This is a genomic window from Kluyvera sp., from assembly GCF_965301105.1.
Genome location: NZ_CBDKZX010000008.1, coordinates 79,441 through 97,829, shown reverse-complemented (window position 1 = coordinate 97,829; position 18,389 = coordinate 79,441). Strand labels below are relative to the sequence as shown.

General features: G+C 49.6%; 21 protein-coding genes and 2 pseudogenes. 12 read left to right on the top strand and 11 right to left on the bottom strand.

From position 1 onward, the window contains the following. Window positions 1-2: 2 nt before the first annotated feature. Together ACW14G_RS05660 and ACW14G_RS05655 are read left to right on the top strand one after the other, a co-directional pair. On the top strand, window positions 3-968 hold the full coding sequence (locus ACW14G_RS05660) for a DUF6453 family protein (protein ID WP_455648506.1): 966 nt from the start codon (window positions 3-5) through the stop codon (window positions 966-968). A gap of 13 nt (window positions 969-981) precedes the next feature. After that, complete coding sequence (locus ACW14G_RS05655; protein WP_455648505.1) at window positions 982-2,712, top strand: tail fiber domain-containing protein; 1,731 nt, start codon at window positions 982-984, stop codon at window positions 2,710-2,712. 94 nt (window positions 2,713-2,806) lie between these two features. Here the strand turns inward: ACW14G_RS05655 and ACW14G_RS05650 are convergent, their stop codons facing one another. Then, entirely contained in the window at window positions 2,807-3,049 is a 243-nt protein-coding gene (locus tag ACW14G_RS05650) for a DinI-like family protein (RefSeq protein WP_149384873.1), read from the bottom strand. Between the two features lie 77 nt (window positions 3,050-3,126). On the opposite strand from ACW14G_RS05650, the gene ACW14G_RS05645 reads away from it, so the two are divergent. Together ACW14G_RS05645 and ACW14G_RS05640 are read left to right on the top strand one after the other, a co-directional pair. Then, the gene (locus ACW14G_RS05645; protein WP_347289866.1) at window positions 3,127-3,546 is read left to right on the top strand and encodes a translesion error-prone DNA polymerase V autoproteolytic subunit; all 420 of its coding nucleotides are present in this window, start codon (window positions 3,127-3,129) and stop codon (window positions 3,544-3,546) included. 1 nt (window position 3,547) lies between these two features. After that, window positions 3,548-4,816 carry a Y-family DNA polymerase gene (locus ACW14G_RS05640; RefSeq protein WP_455648504.1) on the top strand — a complete coding sequence of 423 codons (1,269 nt, stop codon included), beginning with the start codon at window positions 3,548-3,550 and terminating at the stop codon, window positions 4,814-4,816. A 225-nt stretch (window positions 4,817-5,041) separates the two neighbouring features. Here ACW14G_RS05640 and ACW14G_RS05635 read toward each other — a convergent pair whose 3' ends face one another. Next, the gene (locus ACW14G_RS05635) at window positions 5,042-5,494 is read right to left on the bottom strand and encodes a GNAT family N-acetyltransferase (protein WP_455648503.1); all 453 of its coding nucleotides are present in this window, start codon (window positions 5,492-5,494) and stop codon (window positions 5,042-5,044) included. Between the two features lie 275 nt (window positions 5,495-5,769). Beyond that, entirely contained in the window at window positions 5,770-6,225 is a 456-nt protein-coding gene (locus ACW14G_RS05630; RefSeq protein ID WP_455648502.1) for a hypothetical protein, read from the bottom strand. A gap of 316 nt (window positions 6,226-6,541) precedes the next feature. On the opposite strand from ACW14G_RS05630, the pseudogene ACW14G_RS05625 reads away from it, so the two are divergent. Then, window positions 6,542-6,712: pseudogene (locus tag ACW14G_RS05625) on the top strand (isocitrate/isopropylmalate family dehydrogenase); the annotation flags it as partial. Between the two features lie 394 nt (window positions 6,713-7,106). Here ACW14G_RS05625 and ACW14G_RS05620 read toward each other — a convergent pair. Beyond that, a complete protein-coding gene (locus ACW14G_RS05620) occupies window positions 7,107-7,586 on the bottom strand; it encodes a hypothetical protein (protein WP_167576163.1) in 480 nt (159 codons plus the stop codon). Between the two features lie 178 nt (window positions 7,587-7,764). Further along, window positions 7,765-7,932: pseudogene (locus tag ACW14G_RS05615) on the bottom strand (histidine phosphatase family protein); the annotation flags it as partial. 254 nt (window positions 7,933-8,186) lie between these two features. Here ACW14G_RS05615 and ACW14G_RS05610 point away from each other — a divergent pair. After that, window positions 8,187-9,374 (top strand): MFS transporter, encoded by a 1,188-nt coding sequence (locus ACW14G_RS05610; RefSeq protein ID WP_249021988.1) that lies wholly within the window; start codon window positions 8,187-8,189, stop codon window positions 9,372-9,374. 185 nt (window positions 9,375-9,559) lie between these two features. Here the strand turns inward: ACW14G_RS05610 and ACW14G_RS05605 are convergent, their stop codons facing one another. Together ACW14G_RS05605 and ACW14G_RS05600 are read right to left on the bottom strand one after the other, a co-directional pair. Beyond that, a complete protein-coding gene (locus ACW14G_RS05605; RefSeq protein WP_163448791.1) occupies window positions 9,560-10,129 on the bottom strand; it encodes a hypothetical protein in 570 nt (189 codons plus the stop codon). 109 nt (window positions 10,130-10,238) lie between these two features. After that, complete coding sequence (locus ACW14G_RS05600) at window positions 10,239-11,138, bottom strand: LysR family transcriptional regulator (RefSeq protein ID WP_249021987.1); 900 nt, start codon at window positions 11,136-11,138, stop codon at window positions 10,239-10,241. Window positions 11,139-11,230: 92 nt separating this feature from the next. Here ACW14G_RS05600 and ACW14G_RS05595 point away from each other — a divergent pair, with 92 nt between their 5' ends. The 3 genes from ACW14G_RS05595 (at window position 11,231) to ACW14G_RS05585 (ending at window position 14,126) form a co-directional block, all read left to right on the top strand. Then, window positions 11,231-11,722: a cyclophilin-like fold protein gene (locus ACW14G_RS05595; protein WP_249021986.1), complete on the top strand. Its 492-nt coding sequence runs from the start codon at window positions 11,231-11,233 to the stop codon at window positions 11,720-11,722. 132 nt (window positions 11,723-11,854) lie between these two features. Next, the gene (locus ACW14G_RS05590) at window positions 11,855-13,072 is read left to right on the top strand and encodes an MFS transporter (protein WP_249021985.1); all 1,218 of its coding nucleotides are present in this window, start codon (window positions 11,855-11,857) and stop codon (window positions 13,070-13,072) included. Between the two features lie 25 nt (window positions 13,073-13,097). Further along, window positions 13,098-14,126, top strand: coding sequence for an alpha/beta hydrolase (locus ACW14G_RS05585; protein ID WP_249021984.1), 1,029 nt, complete (start codon window positions 13,098-13,100; stop codon window positions 14,124-14,126). Between the two features lie 68 nt (window positions 14,127-14,194). On the opposite strand, the gene ACW14G_RS05580 is transcribed toward ACW14G_RS05585, so the two are convergent. Further along, window positions 14,195-14,437: a DinI-like family protein gene (locus ACW14G_RS05580; protein WP_163448788.1), complete on the bottom strand. Its 243-nt coding sequence runs from the start codon at window positions 14,435-14,437 to the stop codon at window positions 14,195-14,197. A 128-nt stretch (window positions 14,438-14,565) separates the two neighbouring features. Next, window positions 14,566-15,126: a thioredoxin fold domain-containing protein gene (locus tag ACW14G_RS05575; RefSeq protein ID WP_223802431.1), complete on the bottom strand. Its 561-nt coding sequence runs from the start codon at window positions 15,124-15,126 to the stop codon at window positions 14,566-14,568. Window positions 15,127-15,350: 224 nt separating this feature from the next. Here ACW14G_RS05575 and ACW14G_RS05570 point away from each other — a divergent pair, with 224 nt between their 5' ends. Beyond that, the gene (locus ACW14G_RS05570) at window positions 15,351-15,890 is read left to right on the top strand and encodes a DUF2058 domain-containing protein (protein ID WP_167576157.1); all 540 of its coding nucleotides are present in this window, start codon (window positions 15,351-15,353) and stop codon (window positions 15,888-15,890) included. 11 nt (window positions 15,891-15,901) lie between these two features. On the opposite strand, the gene ACW14G_RS05565 is transcribed toward ACW14G_RS05570, so the two are convergent. Continuing rightward, on the bottom strand, window positions 15,902-16,585 hold the full coding sequence (locus ACW14G_RS05565) for an RluA family pseudouridine synthase (RefSeq protein ID WP_249021982.1): 684 nt from the start codon (window positions 16,583-16,585) through the stop codon (window positions 15,902-15,904). A 190-nt stretch (window positions 16,586-16,775) separates the two neighbouring features. Between ACW14G_RS05565 and ACW14G_RS05560 the strand changes: the two genes are divergently transcribed. Continuing rightward, window positions 16,776-17,252, top strand: a complete 477-nt coding sequence (locus tag ACW14G_RS05560) for a cold-shock protein (RefSeq protein ID WP_163448784.1) — start codon at window positions 16,776-16,778, stop codon at window positions 17,250-17,252. Window positions 17,253-17,318: 66 nt separating this feature from the next. Here ACW14G_RS05560 and ACW14G_RS05555 read toward each other — a convergent pair whose 3' ends face one another. After that, complete coding sequence (locus ACW14G_RS05555; RefSeq protein WP_163448783.1) at window positions 17,319-17,714, bottom strand: DUF1398 family protein; 396 nt, start codon at window positions 17,712-17,714, stop codon at window positions 17,319-17,321. Between the two features lie 246 nt (window positions 17,715-17,960). Here ACW14G_RS05555 and ACW14G_RS05550 point away from each other — a divergent pair, with 246 nt between their 5' ends. Further along, complete coding sequence (locus ACW14G_RS05550; RefSeq protein ID WP_064546296.1) at window positions 17,961-18,185, top strand: hypothetical protein; 225 nt, start codon at window positions 17,961-17,963, stop codon at window positions 18,183-18,185. The last annotated feature ends 204 nt before the right edge of the window (window positions 18,186-18,389 follow it).

The window sequence follows — 18,389 nt, the reverse complement described above, 5'->3', positions numbered from 1 at the left end:
ATATGGCGAGTGGATTATTAATTGATTTAAATGATGGCCGTCCTATGGCTATTACCGCCGGACTCCGCGCCCCGGTATTCAGTACAGGTGTTGCGGGTGGGTATTATGGTGACGGAAACGAGGTTTCGTATATTGATACGCCAGGCTGGAATGGCGGTTATGAATCGGTCTATATCCCTGTTGAAACGGTCGCGGCTTATGAAGTCGGAACAGACCTGTATCCCACGATTGCCTATCTTACCAGTGTGAATCAGGAATCAGGGCGCTTGCGTCTGACCTCCGGTTCAACCAGCGGGCGACCGCGCAGGCGGAATCTGTGGGCCGGTCAGGTCTGGTTTATCACGCCAGCCAGCCAGTCCGGTAACTCCGGGTTACTTATTCAGGATTCCACTGACTTCACCGTTATACCCACCAACGCCAACCTTGGAAGTTGCATATGGTATGGCGACGTTAATATAAACGGTGCCTGGAATATACCTGTTGATGGATTGGTATTCGCGTCATGGGATAATCCCAGTGCTGTTTTATCGAGAATGGACAATACAATTTATTGCACACTCGACCAGAATATTTATGAAGAAACCAGCGGGAATATTTGGGTACGCATTGCGATATTCGGGAATGCTGCCCCTTATGCCGGAACAGGACTTAATTATTTCAACGCCGCAGGGCAATGCACTTTTTCAACTACCCGCAAACCTTTTGTGATTCAGGGCTTTTTCTACCCGTCGACTAACTGGCAGGGAATTGGCGGCATGGTACCGCTCGGAACCTGTGGCTGGGCAGTACGGCCGGCCACTAACTCAACCAGCTGGAACATTGTCAGGATGAAAGGGCTGATGATGTCAGGCGGCAACGTAAAGAGCGGTTTTGGCCGTATCGTCAGACGTGTTTCGCGTCAGACCTTCGATATTCAGTCAGAGGGCGTATCGGGCGTAAAACTCCCTGTCATCCCGAACTTTTACTAATCAGGAGTAGGCAATGTCTGCTGGAACTATTTCTATTCAAAATAATGCAGCGGCGGTGGCCGGCACTGGAACGGCATTTACCACTGAATTATCTGCGGGTGATTTCATTGTTATTACCACAGGCGGGGTGACCTATACGCTGCCGGTGAAATCTATCGAGAGCGATACCGCACTGACTCTTGCCCGGAGCTACAACGGCCCGGCGGTGACTGGTGCCGCATGGACGGCAATGCCGCGGGATACCCTGAACCGCATCAGCGCGCAGATTGCAGCGGATACAGCTTATGCAATTCGCCAGCGCGTTCTGGAAATCGATAACTGGTATCAGCTGCTGGAAGTCAACGGCGATGTGACAATAAAAATGGCTGACGGTTCGAGCTACACAGGCCCCTCCTGGCTCAAGCTGATTGACGTCATGAAAGAGATGAAGATTGATGAGTTGATCCCAATTGCTGAGCAAATTCGCGCTGACGCCCAGCAGGTCGCAGATGATAAACCCGTTATTGTTCAGGCCAAAGATGATGCGCTGGCCGCAGCGGCTGCAGCGGCTGCGTCAGAAGGGAATGCTGCGACGTCAGAGAGTAACGCGGCAACATCAGCATCCACCGCCAGCACAAAGGCCGACGAAGCGGCGGAGTCAGCAAGACAGGCAGGTGCATCTAATCCGCAATTGGCCCTGCAAAAGAGCCTGAATCTCGCTGACCTGGAAGACAGGGACGAAGCGTGGATGAATGTTCGCCCGGATGGGCCAACACCGCTGGCTGCCGATCCTGTCGATGATGATCATGCTGCTACAAAGGGCTGGGTTGAAAAGTTCATTACCTCTGTGCGGTCTGTATTAGCATCGTGGTCTGTCATTAACCAGGATGCCAGTATTCCGCCAGATGGAACGAATGTCTCCGGTGGAAAGGTCATATCAAAATATAAAGGCGGCACTCTAGAGGTTAGCGCCGCTTTTAGCGTAACGCATAATACAACTGAACAAACAACCGGAGTCACCAGAGCATCTTTCACAGTTACTGACAAAAATGGCGTCACTAAACAGTGCGATCTGGATTCATTAGGAAACTTTGGCATTCCGAACACGTATTTCGGCGCAAACATCATTATGAATCCGCCAAACGATGTGGGGGTTGTTAATATATTTCGACGTGACGCTTTCGGAGGGTCCACGCGATTTGGTGGTGCGATTGAGCTACGTTTTAACAGAATTAATGCTGGTTATGACTTTTATCCACAGCAAGACGGCGATGGTTCTCTTCATGTGTTTGAACGAATTTTAAACAATGATAATGTGGCCATTGCTACCTACGCCAAGCATAGCGATGGGTCGTATACGGCATATAACGGATCATTCATTAACGGTTCTGACATCCACATTAAATACGATGTAGAGCGTATTGAAAATGCGCTGAAATTGATGCCGCAGATAAATGGGTGCACGTGGAGGCTGAAAGCCAATGACAATTTTGGTATCGGGTTCATCGCGCAGGATGTAGAAAAAATTTTCCCGGAAGCTGTCAGGGACAGTTATTGTCCTCAGACTTTTTCTGATGGTACATCGGTTGAGAGAGTAAAAGCGTTAAGTGCTGGTGATGTCGCTGCCGCACTGCATCATGAGAGCATTTTGCAGCTGATGGATATCGTGAAAAATGCCTTAATGACGATCGCTGGTGTTACAACTGATGAAAGCGCAAAAGCAGCGCTTGAAGCTCTGGCGGAGAAGATACCGGCATCTGAATAACCTGAGAACTGCGGTCCGTGGTATGCAAGCACGGACCGCAGAGGTAGGCCAGGTGTTCATGCCGTGGCGCTGGCGCAAGTATAGGGGAAATCACTCATTCGGCAACAAGCCAGAACTCTGCTTCCTCAAACATTTCCTGAACCACTCGGCTTATCTGCTCCTTCTCATGCTTGCTGGCGTCAGTATTGATCGCCGGCAGCGTCATCATAGGTTTTACCCTCACATCAGCATCAGGGAAGATGCGCTGTACCCTTTTGCTCAATTCCCCCAGAATGATGTCTTTCGCACCGGGCAAACCATCAAAATTTCTTTTGTCATAAACGAGTTCCACAAACATGCTTTAGCTCCTCTTTACTGGATATAAGTACAGTATATACTGTATGTATAAACAGTATCAATGTGAGTGAGTTTATTATGCAGTTTTATTCACCAACCGAACTTAGAGAGATAGTCGCGCTGCCATTGTTCAGTGATCTGGTGCCTTGTGGTTTTCCTTCCCCGGCTGCTGATTATGTTGAGCAACGCATTGATTTAAATGAATTACTTATACAGCATCCCAGTGCTACTTATTTCGTTAAAGCGTCAGGCGATTCAATGATAGAAGCAGGGATCAGTGATGGTGATTTGCTGGTGGTGGACAGCTCAAGAAAAGCCGATCACGGCGATATTGTCATTGCTGCTGTCGATGGTGAGTTTACTGTTAAGCGTCTGCAGATGCGGCCAACGATACAGCTAAACCCGATGAATAGTGCTTACTCTCCGATCATCATTGGTAGCGAAGAGACGCTGGACGTGTTCGGGGTGGTGACTTTCATCGTGAAAGCGGCCAATTGATATGTTCGCGCTCTGTGATGTGAATTCGTTCTACGCATCCTGCGAGACGGTATTCAGACCAGATTTGAAAGGGCGGCCGGTGGTCGTTCTTTCGAATAACGACGGCTGTGTGATCGCCAGGTCAGCAGAGGCAAAGGCTGCCGGCATCACCATGGGGGAACCGTACTTCAAGCAAAAGGACCTGTTCCGGCGCGTTGGCGTGGTCTGCTTCAGCAGCAACTACGAGCTCTATGCTGACATGTCTCATCGGGTGATGACGACGCTTGAGGAGATGAGTCCCCGCGTCGAAATTTACAGTATCGACGAGGCATTCTGCGATATTACCGGCGTGCGTAACTGTCGTGATCTGACGGAATTTGGCAAAGAGATCCGCGCGACCGTATTGCAACGCACGCACCTGACCGTGGGGATCGGAATAGCTCAGACAAAAACGTTGGCCAAGTTGGCGAACCACGCCGCCAAAAAGTGGCAGCGACAGACTGGCGGAGTCGTTGACTTGTCGAACATCGAGCGGCAGCGCCGCTTGCTTGCGTTGGTGCCCGTTGAAGATGTCTGGGGCGTCGGCAGGCGCATCAGCAAAAAGCTCAATGTAATGGGTATCAAAAACGCCCTGGAGCTTTCAGAGCAAAGCACCTGGATCATCCGTAAGCACTTCAATGTTGTCCTGGAACGAACGGTACGAGAACTCCGCGGGGAACCTTGTCTGGAACTTGAAGAATTTGCACCAGCAAAGCAGGAGATCGTCTGTTCCCGCTCGTTTGGTGAACGCGTCACAGAGTACGAACAGATGCGGCAGGCAATTTGTAGCTACGCAGCGCGCGCAGCAGAGAAATTGCGTGGTGAGCATCAATATTGCCGGTTCATTTCCGCTTTCGTGAAAACGTCACCATTTGCGCTTAACGAGCAGTATTACGGCAATAGCGCCTCGGTTAAATTACTGACGCCAACACAGGACAGCAGGGACATCATCAATGCGGCCACTCGCTGTTTAGATAAAATCTGGCGCGACGGTCACCGCTTCCAGAAAGCAGGGGTGATGCTGGGCGACTTCTTCAGCCAGGGTGTAGCGCAGCTCAATCTGTTCGATGATAACGCCCCGCGGGCTGGCAGCGATCGCTTGATGGAGGTACTGGATCACCTCAATGCGAAAGATGGTCGGGGAACTCTGTATTTTGCCGGGCAGGGGGGTCAACAGCAGTGGCAAATGAAGAGAGAAATGTTGTCGCCACGATACACCACGAGATATAGCGATTTGTTGCAGGTTAGGTGAAAAATGGGTGCTAATTTGATGCAATTATTCCCCAGTAATTCCCAAGTTTCACCCCACCCATGAGACAGGTATAAAAAAACCAGCCATAAGAGGCTGGTTTTCAATGTGTTTTTGGTCGGCACGAGAGGATTTGAACCTCCGCCCCCCGACACCCCATGACGGGGACGCTTACCATCGATAATGTCTGCTAAGTGCCAGAAGCGGAAGTTCGTTCGATGAACGCAATCAGTACAACATCTTTGAGAAACAGACAGCTTCTTCTCTTCCTATGTATGGGCCATAATTATCAATACGAACATATCCATTTTTCTCATAAAAGCTGACGGCCCGGTGGTTGATATGTCGGGTTTCTAGTTTCAGTTCTCGATATCCCATTTGTTTTGCAGATGCTTCAAGAAAAGTAAGTAATGCACTACCCACGCCAGGCTCACTTCGATCTGAAAACATTCTTTTAAGCTCAGCTATGCTTTGCGTTAATGGGCGGATTGCACCGCATCCTATCGCATCGCCATGTGCATTTTTTGCCAATGCCCATAATGCTTTGTCATTGTTCATAGCTTCAACGGTGAAGTTGGTTTTGCCACTATCGCCAGTAATAGCGGCAAGCTCTGCAGACAGCATCTCGATCAATCGATGAGATTCTGAAGAAAATGGATCTGATTTCTCTACTGTTATCATGGTTATATCCTGCAAAGGGAGTTCAACCAGAATATAGTACCCTGCTTGAAAAAGCATCTTCTTGGAACAAGTAATGGGACAACACTAATCAGTGGCTTTAATGGGGACAATGTCCGTTTTCTGCTCACATCGGACCTTTAGCTCATTCAGCAATGTCCGCCTTGTGCCAAGATCAGACATACGAACATATCTTTGTTCATGGTGCTGCTGACCAAGACTACAAACGGTATTTAATAAGTGTCTTATGAGAGAACAAAAGGTTAACGTAATCTAATTTATACTTGATCTATTAATCGTGAGTGAAGCGCTGTATGTGTGCTCAAGATGGTATTGGGATGTTTTTTCTTAAGCTCAGAGGAGAGGCTTTCACTTTTTGACAACATTTCTTCCGGTTTTTTTTTCGAATGCGAAATTAAATTATTATTTTTATTATTTGCTTTTGTTTCTTTGGTGCTTCCAATCATTGTTGAAATTTGGCTTAGCATTTGTTTTATTTTTGACTCAGTAACCGAAGACGATATATCGGCTATTTGCAACATGTTATCTAGCCTATTGATAAGGCTAAGTATTTTAGCTGGAATAGGTTTGAACCTAGCCGCTGCCCTGCTTTTTAGAGCTTGAAGTCGCTTCTTCTTCTCATCAAGATCTTTGACGGGATCTGTGTTTTCTGTTTCGGGAAAGATACTGCTTGGAAAGACCTTGCCATTATTACCTAGAAATCTAATTGTCATTATAACTCCATCAATTGATCTAAAACCTCACCCTTATAGTAGCGACGAAAAAAACAGTTACTTAAATAATCAATGCATGTTTTTATACTAGTCTTATCACCTGTGACTTTCTCCCCGTGCACTAACATGGTCTGCTTCTCGCTCAGAGCGGACCTTAACTATCATGCATCAGATTAGTTTTTTAGTCGAAAGTGGTTATCAAAACTCAAAAACAAATCTTGATAATCAGTCGGTTAGATAGACGCTATAATTCTACTTATCTAACCGACTAGTGCGAATATTTATCTATAGATCAGATGGTTATGTCTTAAATTGACAACTACTGCTGCGTCATATGGAATGGTTCGAAGCGGCTGACCTGATCGTTAAAGGTATGGAAGGCGCTATCAACAACAAGACCGTGACCTATGACTTCGAACGTCTGATGGAAGGCGCTAAACTGCTGAAATGTTCAGAGTTTGGTGACGCGATTATCGCGAACATGTAATCCACTTGCTGGGTTAGTGACGAACGGGAACCGATGGGTTCCCGTTTTTATTATCAGGATTCGAACGGCTATCCATCGTTTATCAAAACAAGTCATCTCATTACCCTCTAAACTTTTTTCTGGATGGTGGCATCTTCGGCCTGTCCCACTTTGGCCTAAACGTTCAGGAAATGATTTCTGACCGGGTCGGGTATGACAAACCTTGAAGTAAAGCTCGGGGTGAAAGACGTTTACTGAGGTAGAAACCCAACACAGGGTTACGCACGCTCTTGATGTATCTATGAGAGCCTGGTCTTCTGAGCAGAAGGTCTGCTGTGAGCGAGGAGCGGAAGTTCGCAATCGCTCTCATTGTTGATGACGGCCGTACCCGTGGCAGGATAGTAGATGTTGTTATTCAATCTATCCATGGTACAGGTTCACCAATATAAGTGTGTGTGCAGCAGCGGCAAGTCACCTTAACGTCCTTTCTAGTAATTGAAGGGTTCACCTGTTGCAGAATTCCATTCTCATCAACAAACAGACCCGGATAAAAACTGCTTTCGCCAATGCAGACTAAATCTCTTCGCTGATGCTCATGTAGCGCGACCAACCAGAAAACAGGCTCGGTGGTATCAAGACGTCCACATACTTCGCTGAATATTTCATCCCACGGTTTGCCAATCTGCTTGATCAGAAAATAAAACAATGGTGTGTAGTCTCGGCCACGCTTCTGTCTGCCATGCATTGTCTCGCGCTTTACCAGTAGCTCATCTCCGACTTTTTTACGATTGCGTTCCCAGCAATACTCTGCTCCTGGATTATTAGAATGGTGCCGCGTAGTTGTGTTGACGCTGCGATACAGTTTACGGGACTTATTCAGTTGATGAGTACGCATAGCTCGATCTCGTGCATCCTTTATTCTGTGAGTCAGTAACCCCTGCCGGAGCTAGATTCAATAGTTTGTGACTGCATAAAATGGTCATGCATAAAGGCAGTCTCATTCTGCTGAAATACCTTCCTACTAACAACTACCAAAAGTCCCCTCCTGGCACAAAGCGGAACTGAAGTGCTTACGGAGGAGCATAAACACAGTCGACCAAGTAATCACTCGCCGCAAACGCGGCAAGTAAGGCTGATGCTTGGCGCCCCCCGAGGGTCAACGCGCTATCACTCTGTCCCTGAATAATACCTCTCACATTCCACTCTGTTTCCGCGTGTCGAACAAGTATCACTTGCTTCATTAAATGCCACGGACCAATGTTATGGATTTAAATGCCACAGTCCAAACATACCCCGTTAATATGATGGCATGTTCTCTGTTCTGGACGAAAGCAGGAACAAGTGTAGATGAACATTGTTATGTTCAGCCTCAGAAATGTCAGGCGAGCACGCTCCCCTTGCCGGACTACCATACTTTATTTATGAAAAATGATTCTCATTAACATTTGTACTGATGTGATGTTTAATAGCGTTTTTCCTATTCAAAGGATGTGAAATGAGTCTTCGATTTTCGACATTGCGTCGCATTCCCGGTGGCGTCTGGATTATTGGTTTCGTCAGCCTTTTGATGGATATTTCATCTGAAATGATCCACAGCCTCCTTCCACTTTTTATGGCAACGTCTTTAGGGGCCCCGGTAGTCATCATTGGACTCATAGAAGGAGTGGCTGAAGCGACAGCGTTGTGCGTCAAAGTTTTTTCGGGCGTTATCAGCGATTACATTGGCAAGCGTAAAGGGCTGGCTGTCCTTGGATATGGCCTTGGCGCGCTTAGCAAGCCGCTGTTCGCACTGGCCTCCACATCTGGAATGATATTCAGCGCGAGGATGATTGACCGTGTAGGAAAAGGAATAAGAGGGGCACCCCGAGATGCGCTCGTTGCTGACGTTACTCCGCCCGAGATCAGAGGGGCGGCTTATGGCCTGCGCCAGACACTGGACACGATGGGAGGGTTCCTCGGACCGCTGCTGGCAGTGGGCCTGATGCTGCTATGGAGTAATGATTTTCGCGCCGTTTACTGGGTGGCGGTCGTGCCAGCCTTTCTGGCCGTGGCCCTGTTATTCTGCGGATTGCATGAACCACGCACCCCTGTCGTAACCGCCAGGACTAACCCGATAAAAAAAGAGAACCTGAAAAGGCTGGGCGTAGATTGTTGGTGGGTGATAGGGCTCGGTGGGGTGTTTACTCTCGCCAGGTTTAGTGAGGCTTTCCTGGTTCTCAGAGCACATGAGGTCAATATTCCACTGGCTTTAATCCCTCTCGTTATGGTCGCCATGAATATTGTATTTTCATTTACAGCCTATCCGTTCGGACGCTTATCAGACAGCACCAGTCACCGGCGATTGCTCCAGATGGGGCTGGTGGTGCTCATCATGGCAGATTTAGTTCTTGCCCTGAGTCATTCCTGGGTGGGGATTATTGTTGGCGTAGCATTGTGGGGTGTACATATGGGGATGACACAGGGGTTGCTGAACACGATGATTGCTCACACCGCACCAGCCGATCTTCGTGGCACGGCGTTCGGATTATTCAGTTTGTTGAGTGGCCTGGGATTACTGATAGCCAGTCTGGGGGCAGGATTGTTGTGGGACATCTGGGGTTCAGCTTCTACATTTTTTGCTGGTGCGATGATCTGTGTACTGACGTTGATTCTGACTCGGTTTGTCCCTGAGAAGTCCGAGTAATCAATCTGTGCCGATAAAATTCTGAGATACGCCGCTCAACAACTACTGGCTGGGTAGTGAGTCTATTCAGACGATGAGTCGACCTGGCGCTCCCGGCTTGCGGTTAAACCGGGAGGGGCAGGATAGGGTGCCATAATCGCCTGCATCACCCGAAAGGCAGGTCGTTTCAGAAGACGTTATTTTCCTCAGATACAGGGCCCAGTGGCACATCCGTACATCATGTATAGCGGAAATAAAGGTACTAAAGGGATCATGGCGACTTGGCCAAGCTCGCTAATCGTCTTGGTCTTATCATTGATGGAAACCACAATCGGGTGTTCTAACTGGTAGGCGGCGGCCAGATCTGGCGGGTACGATGAAGACCAAAATCCTGCTGCTTTAAACGAAACACCGAGGTGATCGTTATCAATTTGCACCGCATGATACTCATTGCGCAATTGGGTCAACTGCCCGGCATCCAGCTTGCGCTTATCCATCACAACCAGGTATTCCGCCGTCACCTCATGTTGTTCTACCTCGAAGCTAACCCGCACTCCGGCAGCCTGTTGGTGAAAGCGTTCATAAAAGGTCTTATAACGCTGATACTCCTGAGGTACACCGTTACGGTTAAAACGGTAACCGTATTTAGCTGAGCTGGCGATAATGCCGGAGTCAGTGGGTTTTACAGCCACAATGGTATCCGTAGGCGGCAAGTTTGGTGCACTTGTACATCCTACAAGCATCACCACGGCCAGCAGCGATAAATATTTCATCATTTTGAGCGGTTCCTGTTCGCTATTTTCTCTGGGGGGGCAGGAGGTTTTTTAACACACGGAGACAAACATTTATCCTTGCGTATCATCATTTCCGAACCTGCTTTTAACCCTACATTTTCTTGTTCATACGCAGCGCATCAACAACGAGTGAAAAAGCCGGTGAAGGCTGTTTACGGCTAGGGTAATAAAGATAGTAGCCTGGAAAAGGATGACACCAGGACTCAAGTACGTGTACGAGACGACCTTCGCGAATGTGTGAGCCGAACTCTTCTTCGGGCAAAAAGGCGATGCCTAACCCAGCCAGCGCAGCGTCGACAACATGTTCCGACGTATTAAACGTCAACTGTCCATTAACCCGGACGTTCAGTTCTCCTCCTTCCCGATCGAATTCCCAAACATAAATCCCCCCGGATCGGACCATACGCAGATTAATACACTGATGCTGCGTCAGATCATGGGGCGTTTGGGGAACCGGATATCGTTCGAAATAATCGGGCGAGGCTGCCGCGGCCATACGCAGTTTCGGGCCGATTGGCATCGCTATCATGTCCTTATCGATCGTATCACCAAGCCGTACGCCCGCATCAAAACGATCTGCCACGATATCCCGGAATCCGTGGTTTGCGTCGAACTCGATGTGAATATCCGGATACTCGCGCAGCAGTGGCGTCAGTTTAGGCAGAAGGGTCGTTTTCAACACGTTCGGCCCGCATGTAATTCGGACGGTACCCGCAGGCTTGTCCCGCAGTTCGGTCAGCATGTCCAGCTCAGCCTCAATCTCGTCAATGCGATGGCCCACTGATTGCAGCAGGCGCTCCCCGGCGGCCGTCGGGGACACGCTGCGGGTTGTCCGCGTTAGCAGGCGGATTTGCATCCGTTCTTCCAGCCCGGAAATCGCCTGGCTCAGCGCTGGCTGGGTCACGCCAAGCAGCGCGGCGGCACGTGTAAAACTGCCTTCCCGCGCTACGGTGACGAAAGAGAGTAAATCGTTGAGGTTGCGTCTGGCCATGTTCGTTTCCGATCTATTTATAAATTTTGCTTATAAGGCTATTAAGCATTCATTAGCTAGTTTTGCCGCTGCCTATTGGTAACAATAATGCGATGAATAAGTCAACGCTAAACAACACGCAAAATGCTCACGGAAAAACGTCGCTATTGCTGCTGCTCTTTATCGGGCTGCTGTGCGTCACGCAGTCCGTGATCGCGGATGACAACGAACGGGTAGCTGTACAGGAGACGCTGATGAAAGTTGAGATTGTCGTGAACGGTGAGACCGCGACTGCCACCCTCTATGACACGCCGACAGGTCGGGATTTTGCATCATTACTTCCCCTCAGTCTGACGCTGCAGGATTACGCCGATATTGAACGCATTAGCGATCTACCGCGCAGGCTTTCCACGGTACAGGCTCCGGAAGGAATGACGCCGGAAGCGGGTGATATAGCTTTTTACGCGCCCTGGGGCAACCTGGCGATTTTTGTCCAGGGTAGACCTTACGCCCGTTCTCTGATCCCGGTAGGGAAAATCGATTCAGGACTGCCCGCCCTGCAGCGTCAGGGACCGCTTAGGGTGCAGATCAGGGCCGTAGACTAAGCGGTCACGCGCTCCAAAAACCGCGCTCCCTTTAATTACCAGACTATCCCTCACGTCGTCGCTTCGGTGTCTCTTGCAGGCCTGAAGGCGCAAGGGGAGGGCATCGTATTATCTACAGAAAAGAAAGGCTTAATGCGTAATCAGAAAATTGAAACCAGAAACCAAAACGAAGCAAGTGAAAGACAGCGGGCGCACTGGGGCGGCGTTTTTGCCATGACGCTGTGCGTCTTCGCCCTGATCGCCTCCGAATTTATGCCGGTCAGCCTCCTGACGCCGATGGCGTACTCCCTGAATGTTACCGAAGGCATGGCCGGACAGGGGATCGCCATTTCCGGCGCGTTTGCGGTGATGACTAGCCTGTTTATTTCCAGACTGGCAGGCACGCTTGACCGGAAAATTCTGCTGCTCGGCCTGACGAGCATGATGGCGCTTTCCGGTGCTGTCATCGCGATGGCGCCCAACTACCTGATCTATATGGCAGGTCGCGCCCTGATTGGCATCGTCGTCGGCGGGTTCTGGTCGATGTCGGCGGCGACAGCAATGCGGCTGGTACCGGTGCACCGTGTTCCGTTGGCGCTGGCTATTTTCAATAGCGGTAATGCGCTGGCAACCGTCGTGGCTGCCCCCTTGGGCAGTTGGCTGGGAGCGGTCATCGGCTGGCGGGGAGCCTTCTTCTGCCTGTTACCTGTCGCCATCCTCGCGTTTATCTGGCAACTGCTCAGCCTACCGTCCATGCCGGTTACCCGCCAGCCAGCTGGGGCCAGCAATATTTTCACGCTGTTTCGCCGCCGGGTGGTGACGCTGGGCATGCTGGGTGTTGGGATTTTCTTTATGGGGCAGTTCACGCTCTTTACCTACATCCGGCCTTTCCTTGAGGCGGTCACGAAGGTCGATGCCTCAGCGGTGACCCTCATCCTGCTGGTCATCGGTATGGCCGGTTTCATCGGCACCACGCTAATTGGCCGGGTATTGAAGAGTGGATTCTACCCAACCCTGATGGCGATTCCCGTGCTGATGGCGATTGTCGCGCTAGCCCTGATCGCGTTTGGCAGCCAGGCGGCCATCGTGACGGCGTTGCTCGGACTGTGGGGGGTGATTTCAACCGCCGCGCCTGTGGGATGGTGGGCATGGGTTCCACGTACGTTTCCTCAGAATGCTGAAGCGGGCGGCGGGCTGATGGTGGCGATGGTGCAACTGTCTATTGCGCTGGGATCCACCGTGGGGGGCCTGCTGTTCGACCATCATGGCTACCGGAGCACCTTCCTGGCCAGCGCCGCGATGTTGATTATTGCAACCGTACTGATTTTTCTGACCTCACGTGCAGATGCATCTGCCGGTGACCATTCATAACACTAATCCTGATAAGGAAACTATCATGAATAAATTTACGTTAGCGCTGGGGCTGTTCATCAGTGCATTTGCCACCTCTGCGGCAGATATGTCCAGAGGTGCTGACAACTTTTATAAAAGCGATAAGGTGACGCAGCAAAAAGTGACCTTTAAAAATCAGTATCAGATGAACGTGGTCGGCAATCTGTTTATCCCGAAAACGATGAATCAGAACGCTAAAAACCCAGCGATTGTCGTTGGCCATCCAATGGGCGCGGTCAAGGAACAAAGCGCAAACCTGTATGCGCAGAAGCTGGCGGAGCAGGGGTTTGTCACGCTGGCGATTGATCTCTCGTTCTGGGGAGAAAGCGAAGGTAAACCGGGGCACCTGATTTCACCGGAAATCTACACGGATGACTTCAGTGCGGCGGTTGATTATCTCAGTACACAGCCGTTTGTTGATCCAGAAAACATCGGCGTGCTGGGGATCTGCGGCAGCGGAAGCTTTGTTATCAGCGCCGCGAAAATAGACCCGCGGATGAAAGCCATCGCCACCGTCAGCATGTATGACATGGGAGCCGCGTTCCGTAATGGCCTTAACCATTCCCAGACGCTGGAACAACGCAAGGCGTTTATCCAGTCTGCCATTGAGCAGCGTTTTGCCGAGTTCAAAGGGGGAGATACCGCGTATATTCCGGGCACCGTGAATAAACTGGAGGCTTCCACGCCGGAGATTCAGCGCGAGTTCTTTGATTTCTATCGTACCGAACGCGGCGGCTACACTCCGCAGGGCGAGAAAGAAGAACTGACGACAAAACCAATGCTGAGCAGTATCGGTAAGTTTATGAACTTCTACCCGTTCAACGATATTGAAACCATTTCACCGCGTCCGATGCTCTTTATTACCGGCGATCGGGCCCATTCAAAAGAGTTCAGCGAGGACGCCTTCAAACGTGCCGGTCAGCCTAAAGAGCTGTATGTCGTTCCGGATGCGGGACACGTCGATTTGTATGACCGCACGGACGTGATCCCCTTCGACAAACTGGCCGACTTTTTCCGTAGCAACCTGAAATAACGCACTCGGTCAAGAACCAGGCGAGTTGAGGGAACCGATGGGTTCCCTTTTTTGCGTGTACGGCAGTCTTACTCGCTGACCAGCCAGAATTCTGCCTCATCAAACATTTCTGTGACGACTCTGCTTATCTGCTCTTTCTCATGTTTGCTGGCATCAGTGTTGATGGCGGGCAGCGTCATCATGGGTTTGACGCGGACTTCCGCGTCAGGAAATACGCTGTGCACTCTTTTGCTCAACTCTGCCAGGATTATCTCTTTCGCGCCGGGCAAACCTTCAAAATTCCGTTTGTCGTAGACGAGTTCCACAAACATGCTTTTACTCCAGTTAACTGTATATAAAAACAGTATATAAACCGTCTGCGTTAGCAGTGTCAATTTTATTTCGCAATAAAAAACCCCGGCAGGCGGGGTTTCAATCACGAGGAGTATGCCAGGGCAGGCTACAATGCTTTACCGCTGATCTTTTCCAGAATGGCGTCAGGCTTTGCGCTACCCAGAATCACCTTCGGTGGGTTATCCAGCACGATCATCGTAGGCGTTAGCTGGATGCCCAGTCGTTCAGCCAGTGCAGACTGTTTGACGACTTCATCCGAACAACTGGCGCTGGTGTCATTATTGGGCAGAAACCCGGCCATGGCCCCTTGCAGGCTCTTTTGACGATCGTCTGAGCACCAGACGCGACCCATATCTTCAATCACGGAATCGCGAATAGAAGGGGGAGCAACGGTCAGAAACGACATGGTTAGCCCGGCATCGTTGTAACTCTTAATGTTCTTGACGACCTGAGAACAGAAAGAGCATTGGTTGTCGATGAACACCAGAACCTTGTGTTTTTCATCGGCGGCGGTGAATGTCACCGGGGTTAATTCAGGCAGAGTACGGTCGAGATCCTTTAATGCTTCTGCGGTACTGTCATCGGCGCTGGCCGGGGCATCAGCGGAAAAAACGTTAAAACTCATCGCCCAGACAACTGGCAGGGCAATCAGCGGAATCACTTTCACGGTATACCTCATTGGATAATGCTCAGGATCGTCAACGGCATCTACGGATGATGTTTTTAGCATCAACTGTAAAACGCTGTGACTGTAGCCGATCGTCACGGACGCGATCAATGTTTATTTTTTGTACAAAATGCGACGCAAGGGGAAGGCGTTCTGCAATCTGGAATCGACGCGAACATTACGGGTATAATCTTGCAAAATTTATCAATGAGTTTAGAGCGAAGATGACAAAACTGACCTTACAAGAGCAGATGCTAAAAGCGGGGCTGGTCACCAGTAAAAAAATGGCTAAGGTCCAGCGCACGGCGAAAAAGTCGCGCGTTCAGGCCCGCGAAGCGCGAGAAGCGGTAGAGGAAAATAAAAAAGCGCAGCTTGAGCGCGATAAGCAGCTGAGTGAGCAGCAGAAACAGGCGACGCTGTCGAAAGAGTACAAAGCGCAGGTCAAACAGCTGATCGAGATGAACCGCATCACCGTTGCCCGAGGCGATATCAACTTTAACTTTACCGACAATAACGTGATCAAAAAGATGGCGGTGGATAAGCCGACGCAGACACAGCTGATCAACGGTCGTCTGGCCATTGCGCGGCTGGCGACTAACGCCGCGGGTGAAAGTGAATACGCCATTATTCCGGCGGTTGTGGCGGAGAAAATTGCGCAGCGTGATGCCACCAGCATCGTTCTGCACAGTGCGCTCAGTCAGGAAGTACAGGACGAAGACGATCCGTACGCTGATTTCAAAATCCCTGACGATTTGATGTGGTAATCCACTTCAGATTAGAACGGGCTGGCGCTGTGGGCGTTGATCTTCTCCTGGCTAACGGGATGAACAAAACAGAGGGCGCTGGCATGTAGCATAAGACGTGGCGTTTGTTCGGTTCCGGGCTGTTCGCGGCCACCATACAGGTCGCAACCCAGAATCGGGTAGCCCAACTGCTCGCAGTGAATGCGTAGCTGATGAGTGCGCCCGGTTTCAGGAACAAGTTGAACGCGAGTCAGCGCCAGGCGATGGTGATAAAAACGGCTCACAACCCGATAGAGAGAACGCGCCGGTTTGCCGTTAAGGGCGGAAATGGACATCCGCGGAAAACGCGCGGGGTCTTTAGCAATTGGCGCATCAATCACCCCTTCATCCTCGCTCAGGTGCCCGCACAGTAGGGCGCTGTAGGTTTTTGTCACTGAACGCTGGCTGAACTGCTGGCAAAGAGCGGCATTGATGGCCTTATTGCGTGCGATGACCATCAGCCCGGAAGTGCCGAAATCCAGGCGATGGACCAGCGTGCAGCCGGGAAATTGCTGAACCAGACGATAGTGTACGGAATCGAGGTTCTGCGGATTTTTCCCCGAGAGGCTGAGCAACCCGCTGGGCTTATTGATAATCAGCAGATGCGCGTCCTGATGGAGTATCTCTATTTGCTCATGGCAAGGTGGGGCAATAAAGGTATCGAGAATGGTAGACATCTGGCTGCACGGCTGGAGAGTGGGTGCGGATGATACCCAATTTTTCGCCAACAGGCGAATCCGACGAGGTCGCACGGTGGAAATTTATCATCCACACTTAAGCCAAAGACATAGTCTGCGCGGGCATTGTGCATTACACTGCGCGCTGCAAAAATTGAGTTGATAAACGATTAACCAGGCGGTAACGGCGATGAATGGAACAATCACAACGTGGTTTAAAGATAAAGGTTTTGGATTTATCAAAGATGAAAATGGCGACAATCGCTATTTTCATGTGATTAAGGTTGCCAACCCTGAGCTGATTAAAAAAGATGCGGCGGTAACTTTTGAACCCACGACCAATAACAAAGGGCTGTCAGCCTATGCGGTGAAGGTGATCCCGGATAGCAAGTACATCTATATCGCGGGCGAGAAGATCAAGCTGACGTCAATCAAGTCTTTCCTGGTCTACAGCGAAGAAGTTCCTGCTGAGACCCGCATTGATAAAGAAAATGCGGTGTTGTCGGTAGGGCTGCTGATGAACAGCATCAAGCCAAAATCCGACGCGAAGCCGGGTGAAATGCGTACGTTGAAAAAGCTGGCTATCACCACCTTCCAGGGCACTACGTTGATCTTCTCGGAAGATGAGATTGATATAGAAGATACGGTAAAAATGTTGAAAGTCTGATCGCGCTACGCGATAAAAGAGGGAGATAGCCTTAATGGTGAATCTCCCTTTTTTATTGGTGCTTAATTACGTAGGGCTAATGATATTTTCAGTATGTAATAGCTGATTATCTTTAGACCAGTAATAACGACTCACTTCTTCAACGTCGACGACCCATTTAAATACGCCCGCTCTGGCTAACTCGCGACAGTATTGATCGAAATGAGTGAGGCCAGTGAAATGACGCCTGGCGGCAATTTTTGTCAAACAGCTACTGCCACCTGCGCTTACCTTAATTAAGCTACGGTGACTCTTCATGGCCACATAGGAATCAGTTGTTGTTACAATTTTGACATTGCCGGTGGCGACGAAATAAATGTAATACGAGATGTTGTTTTGTTTTAACTCTGTTAAAAATTGCAGAAAATCTGACTTGCATCTGACCTGCTCAAATAAGTCGCAGAGCATTTCACTAAATTCCATTTCTGTCCTCTATATATGCCTTTTATAACATTCATGTTACTTATTATTTTGTGTGTGTTGTGATGGCGGTTAGTTTAAACCATTAATCAATTAGAAATCGAATAATTAACCACGGACATTTTAGGGGCTACGAATGAAATGGAGTAGTGTTTCAATTGTTACCAGGTGTTGCGTGGCCACGCCGATTTTGATGGCGTGTACCGGGCTATCCCCCTACACTAAGACAGAAACTAAAAGGAGAGAACAATGTTAGAAGGGTACTTTGATCTGGATGGCGCAACAGGCGCTGACGTGGTTGAAAACAGGAAGCGTTTGCTGGCCGTTCAGGCGGCGCTGGAGATAGCAAAAGCCGCGGTTTCCGCCACGACGGCCAACTCCGGGATTCGTTCACAGATGGACTTGCGTAATGTCTCTCAAGAAGTGGCGACACTGGCTGACGCTATCCAGGATGCGCTGGAGTCTGAGGCATAATACATCGATACCGCCTTCGGGCGGTTTTTAGTAATACCGATTGCTAAGTTTTATTAATATATAGTTATATATATTTTTGAGTATTTATTTCAGACTGTGTTTGATGTTATGGTATCTACATCCGTCTTGGATGATGGTTAATGCGTCTACTTGCAACGAAAATTTTATAATATTGTGATGAATCACAGGGATATAAAAGGCAAG